Source organism: Paraburkholderia phytofirmans, assembly GCF_046028095.1.
In the GTDB taxonomy this organism is placed as follows: domain Bacteria; phylum Pseudomonadota; class Gammaproteobacteria; order Burkholderiales; family Burkholderiaceae; genus Paraburkholderia; species Paraburkholderia phytofirmans_A.
The window spans coordinates 87,825-106,708 of record NZ_JAQQDJ010000007.1; the positions used below are offsets into that span (position 1 = coordinate 87,825).

Annotated in this window: 17 protein-coding genes and 3 tRNA genes; 12 read left to right on the forward strand and 8 right to left on the reverse strand. The window is 61.4% G+C overall.

The features are described 5' to 3' along the window. Positions 1–59 precede the first annotated feature (59 nt). The 5 genes from pepN (at position 60) to PQR54_RS20465 (ending at position 4,979) form a co-directional block, all read left to right on the forward strand. Complete coding sequence (gene pepN / locus PQR54_RS20445) at positions 60–2,756, forward strand: aminopeptidase N (protein WP_408248824.1); 2,697 nt, start codon at positions 60–62, stop codon at positions 2,754–2,756. Positions 2,757–2,956: 200 nt separating this feature from the next. After that, on the forward strand, positions 2,957–3,238 hold the full coding sequence (locus PQR54_RS20450; RefSeq protein WP_408248826.1) for a type II toxin-antitoxin system RelE/ParE family toxin: 282 nt from the start codon (positions 2,957–2,959) through the stop codon (positions 3,236–3,238). A gap of 16 nt (positions 3,239–3,254) precedes the next feature. After that, entirely contained in the window at positions 3,255–3,710 is a 456-nt protein-coding gene (locus tag PQR54_RS20455) for a HigA family addiction module antitoxin (RefSeq protein ID WP_408248827.1), read from the forward strand. A 121-nt stretch (positions 3,711–3,831) separates the two neighbouring features. Next, on the forward strand, positions 3,832–4,848 hold the full coding sequence (locus PQR54_RS20460; RefSeq protein ID WP_106283319.1) for a class 1 fructose-bisphosphatase: 1,017 nt from the start codon (positions 3,832–3,834) through the stop codon (positions 4,846–4,848). Positions 4,849–4,903: 55 nt separating this feature from the next. Next, positions 4,904–4,979: transfer RNA gene (locus PQR54_RS20465), tRNA-Thr, on the forward strand. A gap of 113 nt (positions 4,980–5,092) precedes the next feature. Here the strand turns inward: PQR54_RS20465 and PQR54_RS20470 are convergent. Then, positions 5,093–5,293 (reverse strand): hypothetical protein, encoded by a 201-nt coding sequence (locus tag PQR54_RS20470; protein WP_408249259.1) that lies wholly within the window; start codon positions 5,291–5,293, stop codon positions 5,093–5,095. Between the two features lie 241 nt (positions 5,294–5,534). On the opposite strand from PQR54_RS20470, the gene PQR54_RS20475 reads away from it, so the two are divergent. Continuing rightward, positions 5,535–8,222, forward strand: a complete 2,688-nt coding sequence (locus tag PQR54_RS20475) for an excinuclease ABC subunit UvrA (RefSeq protein ID WP_408248829.1) — start codon at positions 5,535–5,537, stop codon at positions 8,220–8,222. 18 nt (positions 8,223–8,240) lie between these two features. Here PQR54_RS20475 and PQR54_RS20480 read toward each other — a convergent pair whose 3' ends face one another. Beyond that, entirely contained in the window at positions 8,241–8,453 is a 213-nt protein-coding gene (locus PQR54_RS20480) for a LysR substrate-binding domain-containing protein (RefSeq protein WP_408248831.1), read from the reverse strand. A 726-nt stretch (positions 8,454–9,179) separates the two neighbouring features. Between PQR54_RS20480 and PQR54_RS20485 the strand changes: the two genes are divergently transcribed. Both PQR54_RS20485 and PQR54_RS20490 read left to right on the forward strand, forming a co-directional pair. After that, positions 9,180–9,329: a hypothetical protein gene (locus tag PQR54_RS20485; RefSeq protein WP_007180815.1), complete on the forward strand. Its 150-nt coding sequence runs from the start codon at positions 9,180–9,182 to the stop codon at positions 9,327–9,329. A 272-nt stretch (positions 9,330–9,601) separates the two neighbouring features. Continuing rightward, a complete protein-coding gene (locus PQR54_RS20490) occupies positions 9,602–10,198 on the forward strand; it encodes a chorismate mutase (RefSeq protein ID WP_408248833.1) in 597 nt (198 codons plus the stop codon). A 135-nt stretch (positions 10,199–10,333) separates the two neighbouring features. Here the strand turns inward: PQR54_RS20490 and PQR54_RS20495 are convergent, their stop codons facing one another. Further along, positions 10,334–11,485 carry an exonuclease domain-containing protein gene (locus PQR54_RS20495; RefSeq protein ID WP_408248835.1) on the reverse strand — a complete coding sequence of 384 codons (1,152 nt, stop codon included), beginning with the start codon at positions 11,483–11,485 and terminating at the stop codon, positions 10,334–10,336. 360 nt (positions 11,486–11,845) lie between these two features. Next, the gene (locus tag PQR54_RS20500) at positions 11,846–12,049 is read right to left on the reverse strand and encodes a cold-shock protein (RefSeq protein WP_064268598.1); all 204 of its coding nucleotides are present in this window, start codon (positions 12,047–12,049) and stop codon (positions 11,846–11,848) included. 415 nt (positions 12,050–12,464) lie between these two features. Between PQR54_RS20500 and PQR54_RS20505 the strand changes: the two genes are divergently transcribed. After that, positions 12,465–12,713, forward strand: coding sequence for a hypothetical protein (locus tag PQR54_RS20505; protein WP_408248837.1), 249 nt, complete (start codon positions 12,465–12,467; stop codon positions 12,711–12,713). Between the two features lie 530 nt (positions 12,714–13,243). After that, complete coding sequence (locus tag PQR54_RS20510; RefSeq protein WP_408248839.1) at positions 13,244–14,389, forward strand: porin; 1,146 nt, start codon at positions 13,244–13,246, stop codon at positions 14,387–14,389. Between the two features lie 113 nt (positions 14,390–14,502). Here the strand turns inward: PQR54_RS20510 and greB are convergent, their stop codons facing one another. Continuing rightward, positions 14,503–15,072, reverse strand: a complete 570-nt coding sequence (gene greB / locus PQR54_RS20515) for a transcription elongation factor GreB (protein ID WP_408248841.1) — start codon at positions 15,070–15,072, stop codon at positions 14,503–14,505. Positions 15,073–15,192: 120 nt separating this feature from the next. On the opposite strand from greB, the gene PQR54_RS20520 reads away from it, so the two are divergent. Further along, positions 15,193–15,269: transfer RNA gene (locus tag PQR54_RS20520), tRNA-Arg, on the forward strand. 79 nt (positions 15,270–15,348) lie between these two features. Then, positions 15,349–15,425: transfer RNA gene (locus tag PQR54_RS20525), tRNA-Arg, on the forward strand. Positions 15,426–15,534: 109 nt separating this feature from the next. Here PQR54_RS20525 and PQR54_RS20530 read toward each other — a convergent pair. From PQR54_RS20530 to rpoZ, 3 genes are all read right to left on the reverse strand, one after another. Continuing rightward, on the reverse strand, positions 15,535–16,044 hold the full coding sequence (locus PQR54_RS20530; RefSeq protein WP_408248843.1) for a phage protein NinX family protein: 510 nt from the start codon (positions 16,042–16,044) through the stop codon (positions 15,535–15,537). A gap of 108 nt (positions 16,045–16,152) precedes the next feature. After that, the gene (locus tag PQR54_RS20535; protein ID WP_408248845.1) at positions 16,153–18,510 is read right to left on the reverse strand and encodes a RelA/SpoT family protein; all 2,358 of its coding nucleotides are present in this window, start codon (positions 18,508–18,510) and stop codon (positions 16,153–16,155) included. A 133-nt stretch (positions 18,511–18,643) separates the two neighbouring features. Further along, positions 18,644–18,847 (reverse strand): DNA-directed RNA polymerase subunit omega, encoded by a 204-nt coding sequence (gene rpoZ, locus PQR54_RS20540; protein WP_006025620.1) that lies wholly within the window; start codon positions 18,845–18,847, stop codon positions 18,644–18,646. Positions 18,848–18,884 lie beyond the last annotated feature (37 nt).

Consider the following 18,884-nt stretch of genomic DNA (forward strand, 5'->3'; position numbering starts at 1 on the left):
GCCCGGCCCGCACGCCAGAAGCGCGCTCGCCGGCTCGAGTTCCAACACTACAGAACGCCATGGCCGATACCGCAACGCCCAATGTGATTCGCCGCGCCGACTACGCGCCGCCCGCCTTCCTGATCGACACCGTCGCACTGGAGTTCGATCTGGTCCCCGAACGCACGGTTGTCCGGAACACGATGCGCGTGCGTCGCAATCCGGAGGCGTCGCGCGCCGCGCACCTGGAGCTGATGGGCGAACAACTGGAGTTCGTCGGCGCCGAGATCGACGGCCAGCCGTTCGCCAACGCCCACGCGCACGAACACGGCTTGCGGCTCGACAACGTGCCGGATCTGTTCGAACTGACGCTCACGAGCATCTGCAATCCGGCTGAGAACACAACGCTGTCGGGCCTTTACGTGTCGGGCGGCAACTTCTTCACGCAGTGCGAGGCCGAGGGCTTTCGCCGCATCACTTACTTCCTCGACCGTCCGGACGTGATGGCGACCTTCACGGTCACGCTGCGTGCCAGTAAAGCCGATTATCCAGTGCTGCTGTCGAACGGCAACCTGCTCGAAGAAGGCGATTTGCCGGACGGCCGCCACTTCGCGCGCTGGGAAGATCCGTTCAGAAAGCCGAGCTATCTGTTCGCGCTCGTGGCGGGCAAGCTGGTGTGTCTGGAAGAGCGCGTGAAGAGCGGCTCGGGCAAGGAAAAGCTGCTGCAAGTGTGGGTCGAGCCGCACGACCTCGACAAGACCCGTCACGCGATGGATTCGCTGATTCATTCGATCCGCTGGGACGAGGAGCGTTTCGGGCTCGAACTCGATCTGGACCGCTTCATGATCGTCGCGGTGAGCGACTTCAACATGGGCGCGATGGAGAACAAGGGGCTCAACATCTTCAACACGAAGTACGTGCTGGCGAACCCCGAAACGGCAACCGATACCGACTTCGCGAACATCGAGGCCGTGGTCGGCCACGAGTATTTCCACAACTGGACCGGCAACCGCGTCACGTGCCGCGACTGGTTCCAGCTGAGCCTGAAAGAAGGCCTGACGGTATTCCGCGATCAGGAGTTCTCGGCCGACATGGCGGGCGGCGCAACGGACGAAGCCGCGCGCGCCACTAAGCGCATCGAAGACGTTCGCGTGCTGCGCCAGATGCAGTTCGCCGAAGACGCGGGTCCGATGGCGCATCCGGTGCGTCCGGAAAGCTACGTCGAGATCAACAACTTCTACACGATGACGGTCTACGAGAAAGGCTCGGAAGTCGTGCGGATGTATCAGACGCTGTTCGGCCGCGACGGTTTCCGCAAGGGCATGGACCTGTACTTCAAGCGTCACGACGGCCAGGCCGTGACCTGCGACGACTTCCGCCACGCGCTCGCCGACGCGAACGGCCGCGATCTCACGCAATTCGAGCGCTGGTACAGCCAGGCCGGCACGCCGCGCGTGTCCGTGCGCACGCAATACGACGCCGCGCAGCAACGCTACAGCGTGACGCTCACCCAAGGCTACGGCGAAGGCGCGCCGGCCGCGCGCGAAACACAGAAAGGCCCGCTGCTGATTCCGTTCGCGATAGGTTTGATCGGCAAGGACGGCCGCGACCTGCCGCTGCAATTGCAAGGCGAAAACACGGCCTCGGCCTTCACCACGCGCGTGCTCGAATTCACGCAGACCGAACAGACTTTTACGTTCGTCAACGTGGCGCAGGAGCCGCTGCCCTCGCTGCTGCGCAATTTCTCGGCGCCGGTGATCGTCGAATACGACTACTCGGCGGAACAGCTCGCGTTCCTGCTCGCCCACGACAGCGATCCGTTCAACCGCTGGGAAGCCGGCCAGCGGCTCGCCACGCGCGAGCTGCTCACGCTTGCAGGACGCGCCGCCACCGGCGTGCCGCTGCAACTCGACGACTCCGTGGTAGCCGCGTTCGCCCGCGTGCTGACCGACGAAACGCTCTCGCCATCGTTCCGCGAACTCGCGTTGATGCTGCCTTCGGAAGCGTATCTCGCCGAGCAGATGGCCGAATCGAATCCGGCAGCCGTGCATGCCGCGCGGCAGTTCGTCCGCAAGCGTCTCGCCAACGCGCTCAAGGGCGACTGGCTTAAGGTGTACGAGCAACATCGCACGCCGGGCGCGTACGAAGCGACGCCCGAAGCGTCCGGTCATCGCGCGCTGAAGAATCTCGCGCTGTCGTACCTCGCGGAACTGGACAATCCGGCCGAGGCCGTGCGTCTCGCGTCCGCGCAGTACGATGCGGCGAACAATATGACCGACCGCTCGGCGGCGCTCTCCGCGTTGCTCAATGCGTCGGCGGCGAATGGCGGCAGCGCCGAGGCGCAGCAGGCGCTGGACGACTTCTACCGGCGCTTCGAAAAGGAGCCGCTCGTCATCGACAAATGGTTCGCCTTGCAGGCCACGCAGCGTGGCAGCGCGCAGCGTCCGGTGATCGAGATCGTGCGCAAGCTGATGACGCATCCGGCCTTCAACCTGAAGAACCCGAATCGCGCGCGCTCGCTGATTTTCAGCTTCTGCGCGGCGAACCCGGCGCAGTTCCATGCCGAAGACGGTTCGGGCTATGCGTTCTGGGCCGATCAGGTGATCGCGCTCGACGCCATCAATCCGCAAGTGGCCGCCCGCCTCGCCCGCTCGCTGGAACTGTGGCGCCGGTTCACGCCGACGCTGCGCGACGGCATGCGCGCGGCGCTGGAGAAAGTGGCGTCCCAGGTGAAATCGCGCGACGTGCGCGAGATCGTGGAAAAAGCGTTGGCATGATGCTCGCCTGAGCACCGTTGTCGTATCGGAAAGCCGGCACGCGTTGCCGGCTTTTTTTCGCCCTGGATTTTTTGCAGGCACCACGCGGCCGCGCGGCAAAAACGTTAGCCATCCGGACGACTGTTCGACTTGCGCTGAAGGGATGAAAGTAAACGCATTCATTTAACGGTTTACGTTTAACGCATCACGTTATATCATCCATGATCACGACATTCGGCGACAAAGCTACGGCGAGAATCTTTCAGGGCAAGTTCGTTTATTCACCGCCGCTTCACATGCAACAGCTCGCGCGCCGCAAGCTGTTCATGATCGACGCCGCGGAATCCATCCGCGACTTGCATGCGCCGCCTGGCAACCGGCTGGAAGCATTGCAGGGTCAGCGCAGCGGGCAATGGAGTATCCGGATCTATGCGCAATGGCGCATCTGCTTTCATTTCGTCGAAGGGGAGGCGCTGAATGTCGAAATTGTCGACTATCACTGATTATTGGGAGACCGGCATGGTCATCAAACGCTCCGATCTGGGCAGCATCAATTTCTCGGACATCGACACCGGCGACAGCATCCCGGAAGGCCATCCGGGCGAAATTCTGCGCAGCGAGTTCCTCGAACCGCTCGGCATGTCCGTCAACGCGCTCGCGCTTGCGCTGCGCGTACCGGCGCCGCGCATCAACGACGTGGTGCGTGGCAAGCGCGCCATCTCGGCCGACACGGCGCTGCGGCTGGAGCGCTACTTTGGCGCGAGCGCGCAGTTCTGGCTCAATCTGCAAATCGCCTACGACCTGCGCGTCGCGACCGCTGCGGCCGGCGAGCAGATCGAGCGGGAAATCGAACCCTTGCCGAAGGCTGAACGCCCGAAAATGCCGAAGGTTTCGGCGGAACACGCCCGCGCCGCCGCGCTCGCAGCGAGCGTGAGCGGCAAGCTCACAACCGGCAGGGCGCGCCGCAAAGCCTGAATTTCGCCACGCACCGGCATGTCCGGCGCGATCGCTGTGCACGGTTCCCACGCAAAAGCGCGGAAGCGACACAACGAACGGTTAAAATCAGAATATTCCTCAAGCCTTCCCGGAGTACAGCATGGCTTTGCAACGTCGTACCACACTCACGAAGTACCTGATCGAGCAGCAGCGCGAAACCAACAATCTGCCGGCCGATCTGCGCCTTTTGATCGAAGTCGTCGCGCGGGCGTGCAAGGCAATCAGCTACCACGTCAGCAAGGGCGCGCTGGGCGACGCGCTCGGCACAGCGGGCAGCGAGAACGTTCAAGGCGAAGTGCAGAAAAAGCTCGACATTCTGTCGAACGAAATCCTGCTCGAAGCTAACGAATGGGGCGGCAATCTCGCCGGCATGGCGTCTGAGGAAATGGAACAGTTCTTCCCGATCCCGGCGAACTATCCGAAGGGCGAATATCTGCTCGTGTTCGATCCGCTGGACGGCTCGTCGAACATCGACGTCAATGTGTCGATCGGCACGATCTTCTCCGTGCTGCGCTGTCCGGACGGTCAACAACCCACCGAACAGTCGTTCCTGCAGCCGGGCACGCAGCAGGTCGCCGCGGGCTATGCGGTCTACGGTCCGCAAACCGTGCTGGTGCTGACCACCGGCAACGGCGTGAACTGCTTCACGCTCGACCGTGAACTCGGCTCGTGGGTGCTCACGCAAAGCGATATGCGCATTCCGGTCGAAACGCGTGAATATGCGATCAATGCTTCGAACGAGCGTCACTGGTATCCGCCGGTCGAGCAGTACATCGGCGAATTGAAGGCTGGCAAAGACGGCTCGCGTCAAAGCGACTTCAACATGCGCTGGATTGCGTCGATGGTGGCGGACGTGCACCGTATCCTGAATCGGGGCGGCATTTTCATGTACCCGGCCGACAAGCGCACGCCGGACAAGCCGGGCAAGCTGCGCCTGATGTACGAAGCGAATCCGATGGCCTTTATCGTCGAGCAGGCGGGCGGCGCCGCGACCAACGGCGAGAAGCGCATTCTGGACATCCAGCCGAAAAGCCTGCATGAACGCGTCGCAGTGTTCCTCGGCTCGAAGAACGAGGTGGACCGGGTTACGCGCTACCATCTCGAAACAAAAAAGTGAGTTCAGGGGCTTGCCAAGCCGATAAAGAAGTCCCTATAATCTCGTTTCTCCTGATGCCGGAATAGCTCAGACGGTAGAGCAGCGCATTCGTAATGCGAAGGTCGGGGGTTCGATTCCTCTTTCCGGCACCATCAAGATTCAAGCAAAAAGCCCAGTCCTCGTGACTGGGCTTTTTGCTTTTCTGCGCATGCCTTTCTGGCCGGGTCCGCGCAAAAAAGCGACGGCGCAAGCAACCGCCCTAATGCTAACCCACAAAACCAGGCCGATCGAATTGCGCTGTCACGCCGAGGTTACGTGCCACAACGGAGTTTTCCGCGCGGGCCGGCTCTGGCTGGTGAGCGCTATAGGCCGCGACCGCTTCTTGCGGCGCCGAAGAAAACCACAAAATCCGGCCGGCACACTCGATTCCGACCTGACGACCTTTCCAGTACACAGCGTTTTCCATGGCGAACTCTCTGAGGGGCGCGAAGACTGCCATCTTCCGCGCCGGCAGTGGCGCGTCCGTTAGGCACCGCACTCTGCGCGCGGATAGTCGCTTCAATGATAGGCGGTGATTCCGGGGTTGACGGGGCTGCGTGCGCCCCGCTTTCACTGGCATCATCGGCACTTCATCGTCGGGCATGCTCCGTGCACCTTCATTAGCGTCGCCCGATGCGCCGGGCCATGCTTATTCGCCACCCATCGATATGGACGCCCCCCCCAACCAAGCTCGCTCTACGCCGCCGCCATCCGACGACCCCGCCTTCACCGGCTTCGTGCGCGTGCGCGGCGCTCGCGAACACAATCTGAAAAACATCGACGTGCAGATTCCGCGTGATGCGCTGGTCGTCTTCACCGGCGTGTCGGGATCGGGCAAATCGTCGCTGGCTTTCGGCACGTTGTACGCCGAAGCGCAGCGGCGCTATTTCGAATCGGTCGCGCCGTATGCCCGACGCCTGATCGAGCAGGTCGGCGTGCCCGAAGTGGACGCCATCGAAGGCCTGCCGCCCGCGGTCGCGTTGCAGCAGCAGCGCGGCACGCCGAGCGCGCGCTCGTCAGTTGGCAGCGTGACCACGCTGTCGAGTCTCGTGCGCATGCTCTATTCGCGCACCGGCGACTATCCGCCGAAGCAACCCATGCTGTTCGCCGAGGATTTCTCGCCGAACACGGTGCAAGGCGCCTGTCCGACTTGCCATGGACTCGGCCGCGTGTACGAGGTCACGGAAAAATCCATGGTGCCGGACGACTCGCTGACCATTCGCGAGCGCGCAATCGCCGCATGGCCGCCCGCGTGGCACGGACAAAATCTGCGCGACATTCTGGTGACGCTCGGCTACGACGTCGATAAACCGTGGCGCGATTTGCCGAAGAAAGACCGCGACTGGATTCTCTTCACCGACGAACAGCCGACCGCGCCCGTCTACGCCGGCCTCACACCGAAAGAAACCCGCGCCGCGCTCAAGCGCAAGGACGAACCAAGCTATCAAGGGACATTCACCGGTGCGCGCCGCTATGTCCTGCACACGTTCGCGAACACCCAAAGCGCGTTGATGAAAAAACGCGTATCGCAATACATGATCGGCAGCATGTGTCCGACCTGTCACGGCAAGCGGCTCAAGAAGGAAGCGCTGTCGGTGAAGTTCGCCGGGCTCGATATCGGCGAGTTTGCCCAGTTGCCGCTAGCCAGACTTGCCGAGATGCTCGAACCGATCGCACGTGGCGAATGGCCCGAGCCGGATGTCGCGCACTCGGGCAAAGCCGCCGGCAAAGGCAGCGTGCTGAGCAAGAACGCCATGCGCGATGCCGTCGATAAACGGGTCGCCGCAGGCGGTTCCGCGCACAAAGCCGCGCCCGACGTGCGGCGCACACCCAACCTGTCCGAGGAAAAACGCGTCGCCGCGCAACGCATTGCCGCCGAGTTGCTCGAACGCCTGACGACTCTGGTCGATCTGGGTCTGGGCTATCTCGCGCTCGAGCGCAGCACGCCCACGCTGTCATCCGGCGAATTGCAGCGCTTGCGACTCGCCACGCAGTTGTCGTCGCAGTTGTTCGGCGTCGTGTATGTGCTCGACGAGCCATCGGCCGGCCTGCATCCCGCGGATGGCGAAGCGCTCTTCAGCGCGTTGCAGAGCCTGAAAGCTGCCGGCAATTCGCTGTTCGTCGTCGAACACGATCTGGAGATGATGCGGCGTGCCGACTGGCTCGTCGACGTCGGTCCCGCAGCCGGCGAAGCAGGCGGCCATGTGGTTTATAGCGGGCCGCCCGCCGGGCTCGCGAAGGTCGAAGCGTCGCACACACGCCGGCATCTGTTCGCGCCACCTGCGCCCGTCGCACGCGCGACGCGCGAAACGGCCGGCTGGCTGCGGCTCGCCGGCATCACGCGCAACAATCTGCATGGACTGGACGCCGCGTTTCCGCTCGGCTGCCTGACTGCCGTCACGGGCGTGTCGGGCTCGGGCAAGTCGAGCCTCGTGAGCCAGGCGCTGCCGGAACTGGTCGCCAGCCACCTCGGACGCGTCTTCGAAAACCCGGACGACGACGAACAAGACCCGTTGCTCGCCACCGCGAGCGCGCCGACCGGCGGCCGCATCGCCGAAGGCATGGACGCGCTGCGGCGCCTCGTGCGCGTCGATCAGAAACCGATCGGGCGCACGCCGCGCTCCAACCTCGCCACCTACACGGGCCTGTTCGACCACGTGCGCAAGCTGTTCGCCGACACGCCGCTCGCCCGCAAGCGCCGCTACAGCACGGGCCGCTTCTCGTTCAACGTGGCGCAAGGCCGTTGCCCGACGTGCGAAGGCGAAGGCTTCGTCAGCGTCGAACTACTGTTCCTGCCGAGCGTCTATGCGCCCTGCTCGACCTGTCACGGCACGCGCTACAACACGCAGACGCTGGAAGTCACATGGCGCGATAAAAACATCGCCGAGGTGCTCGGCCTGACCGTCGACGCCGCCTGCGATTTCTTCGCCGACGAAACCAGCGTGATGCGCGCGCTGAAAGTGCTGCGCGACATCGGTCTCGGCTATCTGCGGCTCGGTCAGCCGGCCACCGAATTGTCCGGCGGCGAAGCTCAGCGCATCAAGCTCGCCACGGAACTGCAACGCGCACAACGCGGCGACACGCTGTATATCCTCGATGAACCGACCACCGGCCTGCATCCCGCCGACGTCGACCGGCTGATGGTGCAACTCGAGGGACTCGTGGATGCCGGCAATACCGTCGTCGTGGTCGAACACGACATGCGGGTGGCCGCGCAAAGCGACTGGGTCGTCGACGTCGGTCCGGGCGCCGGCGACGCCGGCGGCAAGATCGTGGCGAGCGGCACGCCGGCCGAGATCGTGCGCGTGAAGGAAAGCCGCACCGCCGAGTATCTGCGGCAATACCTTGTAGCGTGAAAGGAGGAAGCGTGTGCGCTAGCGAGCGCCGCGCTTCTCTTTCAGGAAGTCGATAAGCGCGCGCAGTCTGAGCGGCATTTGCGCTCGACTTGCCGTGTAGAGATAGAAACCCGGAAAGCTCGGACACCATGCGTCGAGTACGCGCAGGAGGCGGCCATTGGCAAGTTGCTCGCGTATGTAGTGCTCGATGACATGCAGCAGACCCACGCCCTGTTCCGCCGCTTGCACCATCGTGCGCAGGTCGTTGGTCGCTCGGCTCGCTCGACTTCACGCTCGCGCCGGAACTGATCGCGCGGCTCGACGCCGTGTCCGAACCGGCCCGCCCGTTCCCCTACTACATGTTTGCGGACGATCACCAGGCGCGGATTCACGGACAGGTCGAAGTGACTGACAAACCGGCCGCCTAATCCGCGTCAGTGAAAATCCCTGCACCGACGGCGTAAAAATAGCGTCTGACGAAAGCCCAGCGTTCGCTGCCGAACGTTGGGTTTTCTTATTCAGGCAAAAAATCTTAAAAAGTGTTTTTAGTCGTCAACGAAACGTGAGAATCGTTCGTTTACAAAAGATTAGAGGGCCGAATGGCGCGTCCTGAACCGACGGCAATTAACGAACGTTCGGCCTCTTAAGTAGAAAATCCTGTCGATGCGGCAGCGCACAAAAAACTCGGGGCAATTGGTTGATATCGGCCAATATGAGTGTGGAGTGCGCAAAATCGAGGGCTACATGCTGAACGCCCGCAGGATAAGGCCAGGAGGGAAGTGGCGCGGAGTATTGGATTGGCCGGGAGCGGTGACAGCGAAATAAGTCTATTAGCAGTCAGCCGATAAATTCTATTCAAACATTCGGCTCCATTGTTGACCTGTGCCGTTAAAGCAACAAACAACATGTGACCCGCATCTGCACGCTGGTGCAAAACGGGGACCGAGGCAGATAATCGGTTTGTAAAGGAGAGAGATCATGGATGCCAAACCACCGAAAGTTCCGACCCCGGATAAAGTCTTTTGCCCGGATCCGGAACCCGCTGGCGTCGAGTTTCTGGGTGCTGAACTGCCGGAGCACGTTCGCGCCTTTTTCGACGAACAACGCAAGTCGTGCGATTCGAAGTAACTGTGCCGTGGCGCAATGCAGCATCGACGTCCGCGCGTCTGGCGCGCGGCGGTTGCTTGTATACGTTTAACCGCTCGTTTTCTGCTCGATTCGTGACGCGGGGTCAGTCCGTCTGATTCGGATGACGCTGGGCCGTGCGGCCCGGCGTCCGTTTTTGCTCGCCTGTTCGGGTTAACGTCCGACGGTTTCCCGTCGGAAGACAGACGCACGCGCGGCGCATCGTCTATTCTTCTGGTTTTTCTTCCGCGGCCGCTCGGCCACTGCCATTTTCCATGAATCGTTCTTACCGCTTCGGCGCGTCATGCATGCTCGCGCTGCTGGCTGCTCTTGCATTCGCGCCAGCTCCCGCCATCGCGGATGGTGACGACACCGCGCTCACCAATCTGATCGCGCTTGCCTCGCAGCGCCTCGCGCTGGCGGAACCCGTGGCGCGCTGGAAATGGGCCAATCACCAGGACATCACCGACACGCCGCGCGAAAACGCCCTCCTTGCCGATGTCGAGAAGCGCGCTACCGCGGCGAACGTCGACCCGGCGTTTGCCCGTGCTTTCTTTCAGGATCAGATCGACGCCAGCAAGGACGTGCAAAACGCGCTGTTCGCCACGTGGCGCGGCAGCCAGCCTCCACAAGGACCCGCGCCCGATCTGGCGACCAGTACGAGACCGCAGCTGGACCGGTTGACGCAATCGCTCGTGGCCGGTCTTGCGCGCATTCAGCCGTTGCGCGTGGCACCGGATTGTCCGTCGCGCGTCGCGCAATTGCTGGCTAACTGGAAGTCGCTGACGCGCTACGACTCGGCTCATTCGAGCGCGTTGACACGCGCCCTCGGACACGTGTGTGAAACGGGCGGCGTGGGCGCGACGGGTTAGTTCGGGTGGGGTGAAGCGCGCAGTTAGGGCTGGCTAACGGCCGCGTACGCGGCGGCGGCGCGCGCTTGAAGCGGCTTTGAACAGCGGGCTATCGGTTAAGAACGAAGGCCCTAAAAACCGAACTGGCGAACGCCTTCAGGCAAGACTCGCCACCGCCGCTCCACTCGACACGCTCAACGGCATCACACGCAAACCGCGGGCGAGATGGCTCTGCAAGATGCGATAGGTCGACAACTCGAACGGTCCCGCCGCGCTCGATGCATGCAACTCCGCCGCCAGCGCGAGCGATGCCGCGTGCCCCACGTAACACCAACGGTCGACGACATGAAACGCGCGCGCCTGCGACGCCTCCTCACGCTCCTCGAATACGATCGGCCCGTCGAACGGCCAGGGCGCGTCAGCAGGATCGCTCTTCGCGACACGCGGCACCCGGTTATGGCCGGGGCGCAGCGTCGCGATCCATTGCGCCTCCGCGAGCATGGCGCCCAATTCCCCGCCGGTCGCGCGCCACTCGACACGCCGCACCTGCTGCGCAAGCCGGATATCTTTGGATGAGCGCCGCTCGCCGGTCAAATGTGAGCGCAGCCGCTGGCGTACGCGCACGCTTCGCCCGACATACAGCGGCAAATCCTCTTCCCCATAGAACGCGTAGACGCCGCAACCGGCCGGCGCGGTGTCGAGCAGATCTTCGGTGATGTCGCCCGCCAGCCGGTAGCGCCGCGTGGTGCGCTCGATCTGCGTACGCAATACGTCGAGCGGCACGAGGCCGTGCAGACGTTGCCAGAACTGCCAGATGAGATCGGCGTCGGCGAGCGCGCGGTGGCGATCGGACGGCACGAGCGCATGACGCTCGACCAAAGCGTCGAGACCGTGACGCTTTTCCGCCGGGAACAGCGCGCGCGAAAGGCGCACGGTGCACAGCACGTCCGGATCGAACGCCAGTCCCACCCGGCGAAACTCGCCGCGTAGAAATCCGCGATCGAAGCTGGCGTTATGCGCGACGAACAGTTTGCCGTTCAGACGCTCGAAGAGCTCCCGCGCGATCGCGTCGAAGGTCGGCGCGCCCCGCACCATCGCATTCGTGATGCCGGTGAGTTGCTGGATGAATGAGGGAATCGGCTGCTGAGGATCGACCAGACTGCTCCAGCGCGACACGCCGGCAGGGCCGATTTCGACCACACCCACCTCGGTGATGCGATGCTCGGCGGTCGAGCCGCCAGTGGTTTCAAGGTCGACGAAGACGATCGGCCCATCCAGGGCCGGTTCCGGCAAAAACTGTTCAGACATGGAAAAGGAGACTTTGGACGCGTGGCTTTGCGGCAAGTATGCACCAGTTGGCGGCCGAGTACCCGGATGGCGTCGCGTTACGCGTTACATCAAGTGACTTGGGACGCAAATGATCCTATCTCCAGCGTAAGCGACACGCCGCTCGGAAAACCCGAACTCATTACGTTTTCACGACGGATACAGAGGAATGACAGTGAAGCTATTTGGGAGATTTTGGCAGGCCGTTCAAACCATTCCAAACCGGATAGTTAAAACCAGTTGCTTCGGCGAAGTGACAATCAGGTATAAAAAAGCCCTCGCTTTAGCGAAGGCTTTCGTGCGCTCTGCCGCTCGCCCCTACGCCGAGCCGCGTTGACTGGCTTACAGCGGCTGAATGTTCGCCGCCTGCTTGCCCTTCGGGCCGGCCTTGACGTCGAACGAAACGCGCTGATTTTCCTTCAGCGACTTAAAGCCTTCCGCGCGAATCTCCGAAAAGTGCGCAAACAGATCTTCGCCGCCTGAATCCGACGTGATGAAGCCAAAGCCCTTAGCATCGTTGAACCATTTGACGATACCGGTTTCCATTTCCAGTTTCCTTCGATGATTTAATAAAATCGGGCATTGCCCTGAAACCGAATATCAGATTCGCGCCATGCAATCCAATCTGGCGGGCTGAAATTCAGCATTGCCGTTATACGGGGAACGAAGAATGGCCGTCAAGCGAATTTTCGATATGCGTTTATCACGCTGCACGATAAGCCCGCGCTTATCGGCTTCAAAATCTGGAATGCATATAAATATGCCCATCCAAATAATCAGACCAAGTCAATATTACTCGGCGGAGCCGTAGGGATGCGTTATAGCGGGAAAATTTTCAGCATATTGCCGAAAAATGTAACGAAAGATGTTTTCCGTAAGTGTTTGTCCGACTTGCTGCACCGCATGCATAGCAGGATGATTGAATTCAGCAGCGGTAGTAACGCGCATTAGGGAGATTGCCATGCTGTTCAATCAAATCCGCCGCCTCTTTACCCGGCTGATCCACTCGCATGCAAACACAGCTTCCGAACAATCCGCACCAGTCGCGGACACGCCGTCGATCTTCGAAATCGATCCCATGTGGCACGGCGATCATTGGCAAAACCTGCTGTCGTCCCCCATGGACGCGCGTCGCTACGTGATGGAAGACTGGAGCGTCTCGGTAGCGGACGACTGGAACGAGGTGGACGGCGCGGCGCCCGCCCACTGAGCGCGTCGTCAATCGGCGCAGCGCAGGCGAAAAAAAAGCGCGACTGGAAAAGTCGCGCCGACAAAGGTTTGGAGATCTTTTTCGTCAACGAAAAAGTCTGCTTCGGAAAGCAGAAATTTCATTATAGCGGTTCAGCTCCATTTCGATTATTCACATAAACAACAATCATCTGTTGCGGCAATAACAACAATCTAATTTTACGTTTTATTACGTTGTTTTTTTGCATCGATTTGTGTCGCGAATCAGCAACGCAATAGCATCCGCGCCTCGCCCCCATCTCTTAAAAATCGCTGGAAGCCTTTATCGATAAGGCTTCAACGGCTTTCACATATCGTTTCTTAACGCGTAATACTTTATTGCGGAAATCGGAACGTCCATTACGCAAAGTGTCTCTCTACACTCTGCCTAACCGGAAACCAGCGCGATTTTGTTCAGCGCGCATCTCACTCGGATTACGCCTCTCGCAGCGCCCGCGTGAAGGTCTCCTTAAGCCTGGGTTCAATGCCCACTCTCGCTCTCGGAGTTACAAGATGAAAAAGACACTTATGGTCGCGGCCCTCACGGGCGTTTGCGCAACCGCTGCGCATGCACAAAGCAGCGTCACGCTGTACGGTTTGATCGACGCCGGCATTACTTATACGAACAACCAGCATGGCCATAGCAACTGGCAGGAAACCAGCGGTTCGGTGAACGGCAGCCGCTGGGGCCTGCGCGGATCGGAAGATCTGGGCGGCGGTCTCAAGGCCATCTTTACGTTGGAAAACGGCTTCGGCATTAATGACGGCACGCTCAAGCAAGGCGGCCGCGAATTCGGCCGTCAAGCGTTCGTGGGTTTGACCAGCGACCAGTTCGGCGCCGTCACCCTCGGCCGTCAATACGACAGCATGGTCGACTATGTCGGCCCGCTGGCGCTGACCGGCACCCAATACGGCGGCACGCAGTTCGCGCACCCGTTCGACAACGACAACCTCAACAACTCGTTCCGCGTCAACAACTCGGTCAAGTACCAGAGCGCCAACTACGGCGGCTTCAAGTTCGGCGCGTTGTATGGCTTCTCGAACCAGGCCGACGGCTTCGCGAACAACCGCGCCTATAGCGCGGGTGCGTCGTACAACTGGGGCGGCCTGAACGTCGCTGCCGCTTACCTGCAATTGAACAGCAACGGCGCGACCGGCGCGGCTGCGGCGTTCAATTCGGGCGGCGCAGTGTCGAGCGACAACACGTTCTTCGCCGGCCGCCAGCAAACGTGGGGCGCGGGTGCCAACTACGCGTTCGGCCCGGCAACGGTCGGCCTCGTGTACTCGCAAACCAACCTGTCGAGCCTCGCCGGTATCGGCGCTGGCGCGTCGGGTCAAACGGGCGGCATCGCTTTCGGCAACAACAGCGCTCACTTCCAGAACTTCGAAGCGAACGCTCGCTATGCGCTGACGCCGGCGGTCAGCGTTGCCGGTTCGTACACGTACACCCGCGCGAGCCTGGCTGGCACACGTCCGCACTGGAATCAGTTCAACCTGCAAACCGCGTACGCGCTGTCCAAGCGTACCGACGTGTATCTGCAAGGCGAGTATCAGCAAGTCAACGAAAACGCTGTCGTGGATGCCGACATCAACGGTCTGGCCGCTTCGGGCAACAACAAGCAAGTCGCTGTGACCGCAGGCCTGCGTCACCGCTTCTAAAGCTGCGGGTAACACCCGTGGTCTCGAAGGCGCCGTTCACGGCGCCTTTTTTATGCTCGTCAGCGCCCGAGTTGAACGGCACGAAGCAGACGGAGCATCCGTCAGCGGGTGACTCAACCGCCCGTATCTGGCGGCGGATATTTGACATCGAGGATGTCGATCGGCTGCGGGCCGGCAGGCGTGTGCAAGGTGACCGTATCGCCGACCTTCGCCTTGAGCAGCGCGCGCGCAATAGGCGAGATCCAGCTCACGTAGCCGATGTCGAGATCGACCTCATCAATGCCGACAATCGTCACGGTATGCGCCTCGCCGTCCTCCGTCGCATATTCGACAGTTGCACCGAAGAAAACCTGGTCGACATTCTCCTGCTTGCTGCTGTCGACCACTTCAGCGAGGTCCAGGCGTTTGGTCAGAAAACGGATGCGCCGGTCGATTTCGCGCAACCGGCGCTTGCCATAGATGTAATCGCCATTCTCGGAGCGATCGCCGTTCGATGCCGCCCACGACACCAGTTTGACCACTTCCGGCCGATCTACGTCGATCAGATGCAGCAGTTCATCGCGCATGCGCCGGTAGCCGGCGGGCGTGATGTAGTTTTTCGTGCCAGCGGGAACGTCCGGCTGGGCGACGTCGAGGTCGTCGTCATTCTCTTCGCTCGACTCTTTGACAAAGGCCTTGTTCATGATGATCCGGTAACTGCAGCAAGCGACTGCCTATCAAGGGTACACGATCACGACTATGAGACAAATCGCAGTTACATGCTTCCCTTTTTCAAAACCTTTGCTATAATCTCGTTTCTGCGTGCGGCTGTAGCTCAGTTGGATAGAGTACTTGGCTACGAACCAAGGGGTCGTGGGTTCGAATCCTGCCAGCCGCACCACTTATTCGAGGGCCTTCCTCCGGGAAGGCCCTTACGTTTTACCCAAGTTTCAGTGCAGTAAGCATCACCCGTTTAGCGTGCGGCTGTAGCTCAGTTGGATAGAGTACTTGGCTACGAACCAAGGGGTCGTGGGTTCGAATCCTGCCAGCCGCACCACCTATGGAGGGCCTTCCGATCGGAAGGCCCTTTGTTTTTTGTCCGTCGAGTTAAGTTTCAACGGCCTTTGTCGCCACCCGAAGGCCTTGGCGGCAACAAACACGCCCCGTTATCGCGGCGGCGACTGAATATCCCCAATCTGCCCGTCCGGGCTCGGCACATCTCCGAAAGACGCTGCTGTTGCCGCCTGTTCGCCGCCAATTTCCCGCTCACCGATCGGCTGCGCCCGGTCGCCGGTCAGCGCTTGTGCTTCATGCAGCACATTTTCGACGGTTTCACCATAACGGCTCTCCACGAACGCCCGCAACAACGCGATCCGCAACGAGTCGCCCCGCCCTTCCACGGTTCGGTGGCCACCTTCGAATTCCGCGATGCAGTGCGCCGCGCCTTGGTGGCTCCGCTCACGCACTTCGAGCCGCTGGGCGCGCTCCAGCACCGCCGACGCCGCCTCCCATGACGTAGAAGGCTCAAAACGGCCGTCCCAGAGACGTCCGCGGTCATTGCCGCGAACCGCAACGGTTTCGCCGCTATCGGTAAAGTAGATTTCACGCACGAAGTCGTGCAGGCTGCGGGCGACCCAATAATCGAGTGCCAGGCCGGTGAGGTCGGATACGTTCACGAACATTCTCCCTGAGTTTCAGATGAGACTACGCGCGCAGCCGGTGCGTTCAGATTTGAAGAGGGAAATGAAGCGCCCCGAGGCCATCTCAAGGCGTCAAATGAAAAATCAGTAATCCGCGCGCTCGCGATCGATGCGCATCCCGCCGTCGTGACGGTGATGGCCGTCCTCGCTAGGCCGTTCACGCGCGATGCGCATGACGTCCGGGTTCGTGCGCACCCGACGCATGACGTTGGCCAGATGGACGCGGTCGCTGACCTGGATCACGAAGCGCAACACTGTGGATTCCTGCGACAGGTCCTCGTCCATTGCAATGTGGACGATGTTGGCATCCGCCGAGGTAATGTCAGCCGCCACGCGGGCAAACACGCCCTTGGTATTCTTGACCAGCACCTTCACGGCGACGTCGAACAGACGCCCCGGCTGCGGCGCCCAGGCGACGTCGATCCAGCGGCCCGGATCGCGACGGTGGATTCGTTGCGCGACGCGGCAATCCGTGGTGTGGATCGCCATACCGAGGCCGATACCGATATAGCCCATGATGTCGTCGCCCGGAATCGGACGGCAGCACGCGGAGAGCTGCACCGACATGCCCTCGGTCCCGGTGATGACCACCGGAGGCGCATGCGGCATATCGGAGTGGGAGCGCGAGCCGTCGTCGTCGGCGTCGCGGCCGCTCATCAACACTTCGATGCGTTTGGCCATGACCGCCGCGACACGCCGGCCCAAACCGATATCCGCGAAAATTTCCTGACGGTTCTTGTTGCCCGTCCACTGCACGAGCTTTTCCCAGGCTTCCGGCGTCACGTCGGACAGCGCGAACCCGTAGCCCTTCAGCGCCTGGTCGACGAGACGCTCGCCGAGCTGCACGGACTCGTTCAGACGCATCGTCTTCAGGTAATGGCGGATCGCCGAGCGCGCCTTGCCCGTGCGCACGAACCCAAGCCACGCCGGATTCGGCTTCGAATAAGGCGCCGTGATGACTTCGACGATATCGCCGCTCTTCAGCTCGGTGCGCAACGGCAGCAGTTCATTGTTGATCTTCACCGCGACGCACTGGTTACCCAGGTCGCTGTGGATCGAATACGCGAAATCGAGTGCCGTGGCGCCGCGCGGCAGCGCCATGATCTTCGACTTCGGCGTAAACACGTAGACCGCGTCCGGGAACAGATCGATCTTGACGTGTTCGAGGAATTCGCTCGAGTCACCCGCTTCGCTCTGAATGTCGAGCAGCGATTTCAGCCACTGGTGCGCGCGCTTCTGCACGTCGTTCAGGTCCGCGCCGCCGTTCTTGTACAGCCAATGCGCGGCCACGCCCGCTTCGGCGATCTCGTGCATCTTGCGCGTGCGCACCTGGAACTCGATCGGCGCGCCGAACGGGCCGACCAGCGTGGTGTGCAGCGACTGATAGCCGTTCACCTTCGGGATCGCGATGTAATCCTTGAACTTGCCCGGCACGGGTTTGTACAGCGCATGCAGCGCGCCGATGCAGGTGTAGCACTCCAGCGCGCTCTCGACCACGACACGAAAGCCGTACACGTCGAGCACTTGCGAGAACGACAACTGCTTGTCGCGCATCTTCTTGTAGATACTGAAGATGGTTTTCTCGCGGCCGGTGACTTCGGCGTCGAGCTTCGCGTCGGCAATGGCGCGCTGCACCGATTCGAGAATCTTGCCGACCACTTCACGCCGGTTGCCGCGCGCCGCCTTGACGGCTTTTTCGAGCGTGGCGTACCGATGTGGGTTGAAGTTCGCGAAGCTCAGGTCCTGCAGTTCGCGATAAGTATTGTTCAGGCCGAGCCGGTGAGCGATCGGCGCGTAGATGTCCAACGTTTCGCGCGCCACGCGGCGGCGCTTTTCGGGCGGCACCGCGCCTAGCGTGCGCATGTTGTGCAGCCGGTCGGCGAGCTTGACCAGAATCACGCGGACGTCGCGCGCCATCGCGAGCAGCATCTTGCGGAAGTTTTCCGCCTGCGCTTCTTCGCGATTACGAAACTCCATCTTGTCCAACTTCGACAAACCGTCGACCAGCTCGGCGACCTTCGGGCCGAAACGCTCGGCGAGTTCGGCCTTGGTCACGCCCTGGTCTTCCATCACGTCATGCAGCAACGCCGCCATGAGCGCCTGGGCGTCGAGATTCCAGCCGGCGCAGATTTCGGCGACGGCAACCGGATGCGTGATGTACGGCTCGCCGCTCTGCCGATACTGGCCGAGGTGGGCTTCGTCGCTGAAATGGAAGGCCGACTTGATGTCCTTGATCTCTTCCGGCTGCAGATAGCCGGACAAGGCGGACGTCAGTTTGGCGATGGAGACGACATCATGCCGGCGCGGTTGCTCCGGCGTGGCGGTCGGCCCGAACAGATGGCGAAACGACTGTTCGAGGACCGCGTCGATGTATTTCCGTGCAGACGAGGGCGAGTCGGCGTCGTGTTCCACTTCCGTGGCGGTGGGCGGGGTAGCACTCATGGTCGCCTCCGTAGCGGTTAGGGTTGGACGCCGGTCTGCACGTTGATGCAATTACTTGTGGTCAAACGGTGAAGCAAAAAGCGTGAAGCAAACGCGTGTGGCAAAAGGTCAATCGAAAACGGAACAGTGCGCGTTAAACCGGCACCTTCTTCAGCATTTCGACGCCGACCTGGCCGGCTGCGATTTCGCGCAGTGCGACGACGGTGGGCTTGTCGCGGCTTTCGATCTTCGGCGTGTGGCCTTGAGCGAGCTGACGCGCGCGATAGGTTGCGGCAAGCGCGAGTTCGAAACGGTTCGGGATCTGTTTGAGGCAGTCTTCGACGGTAATGCGGGCCATGTTGGGTTCCTTCTCAGTATGTTCGTTATTCTACCTT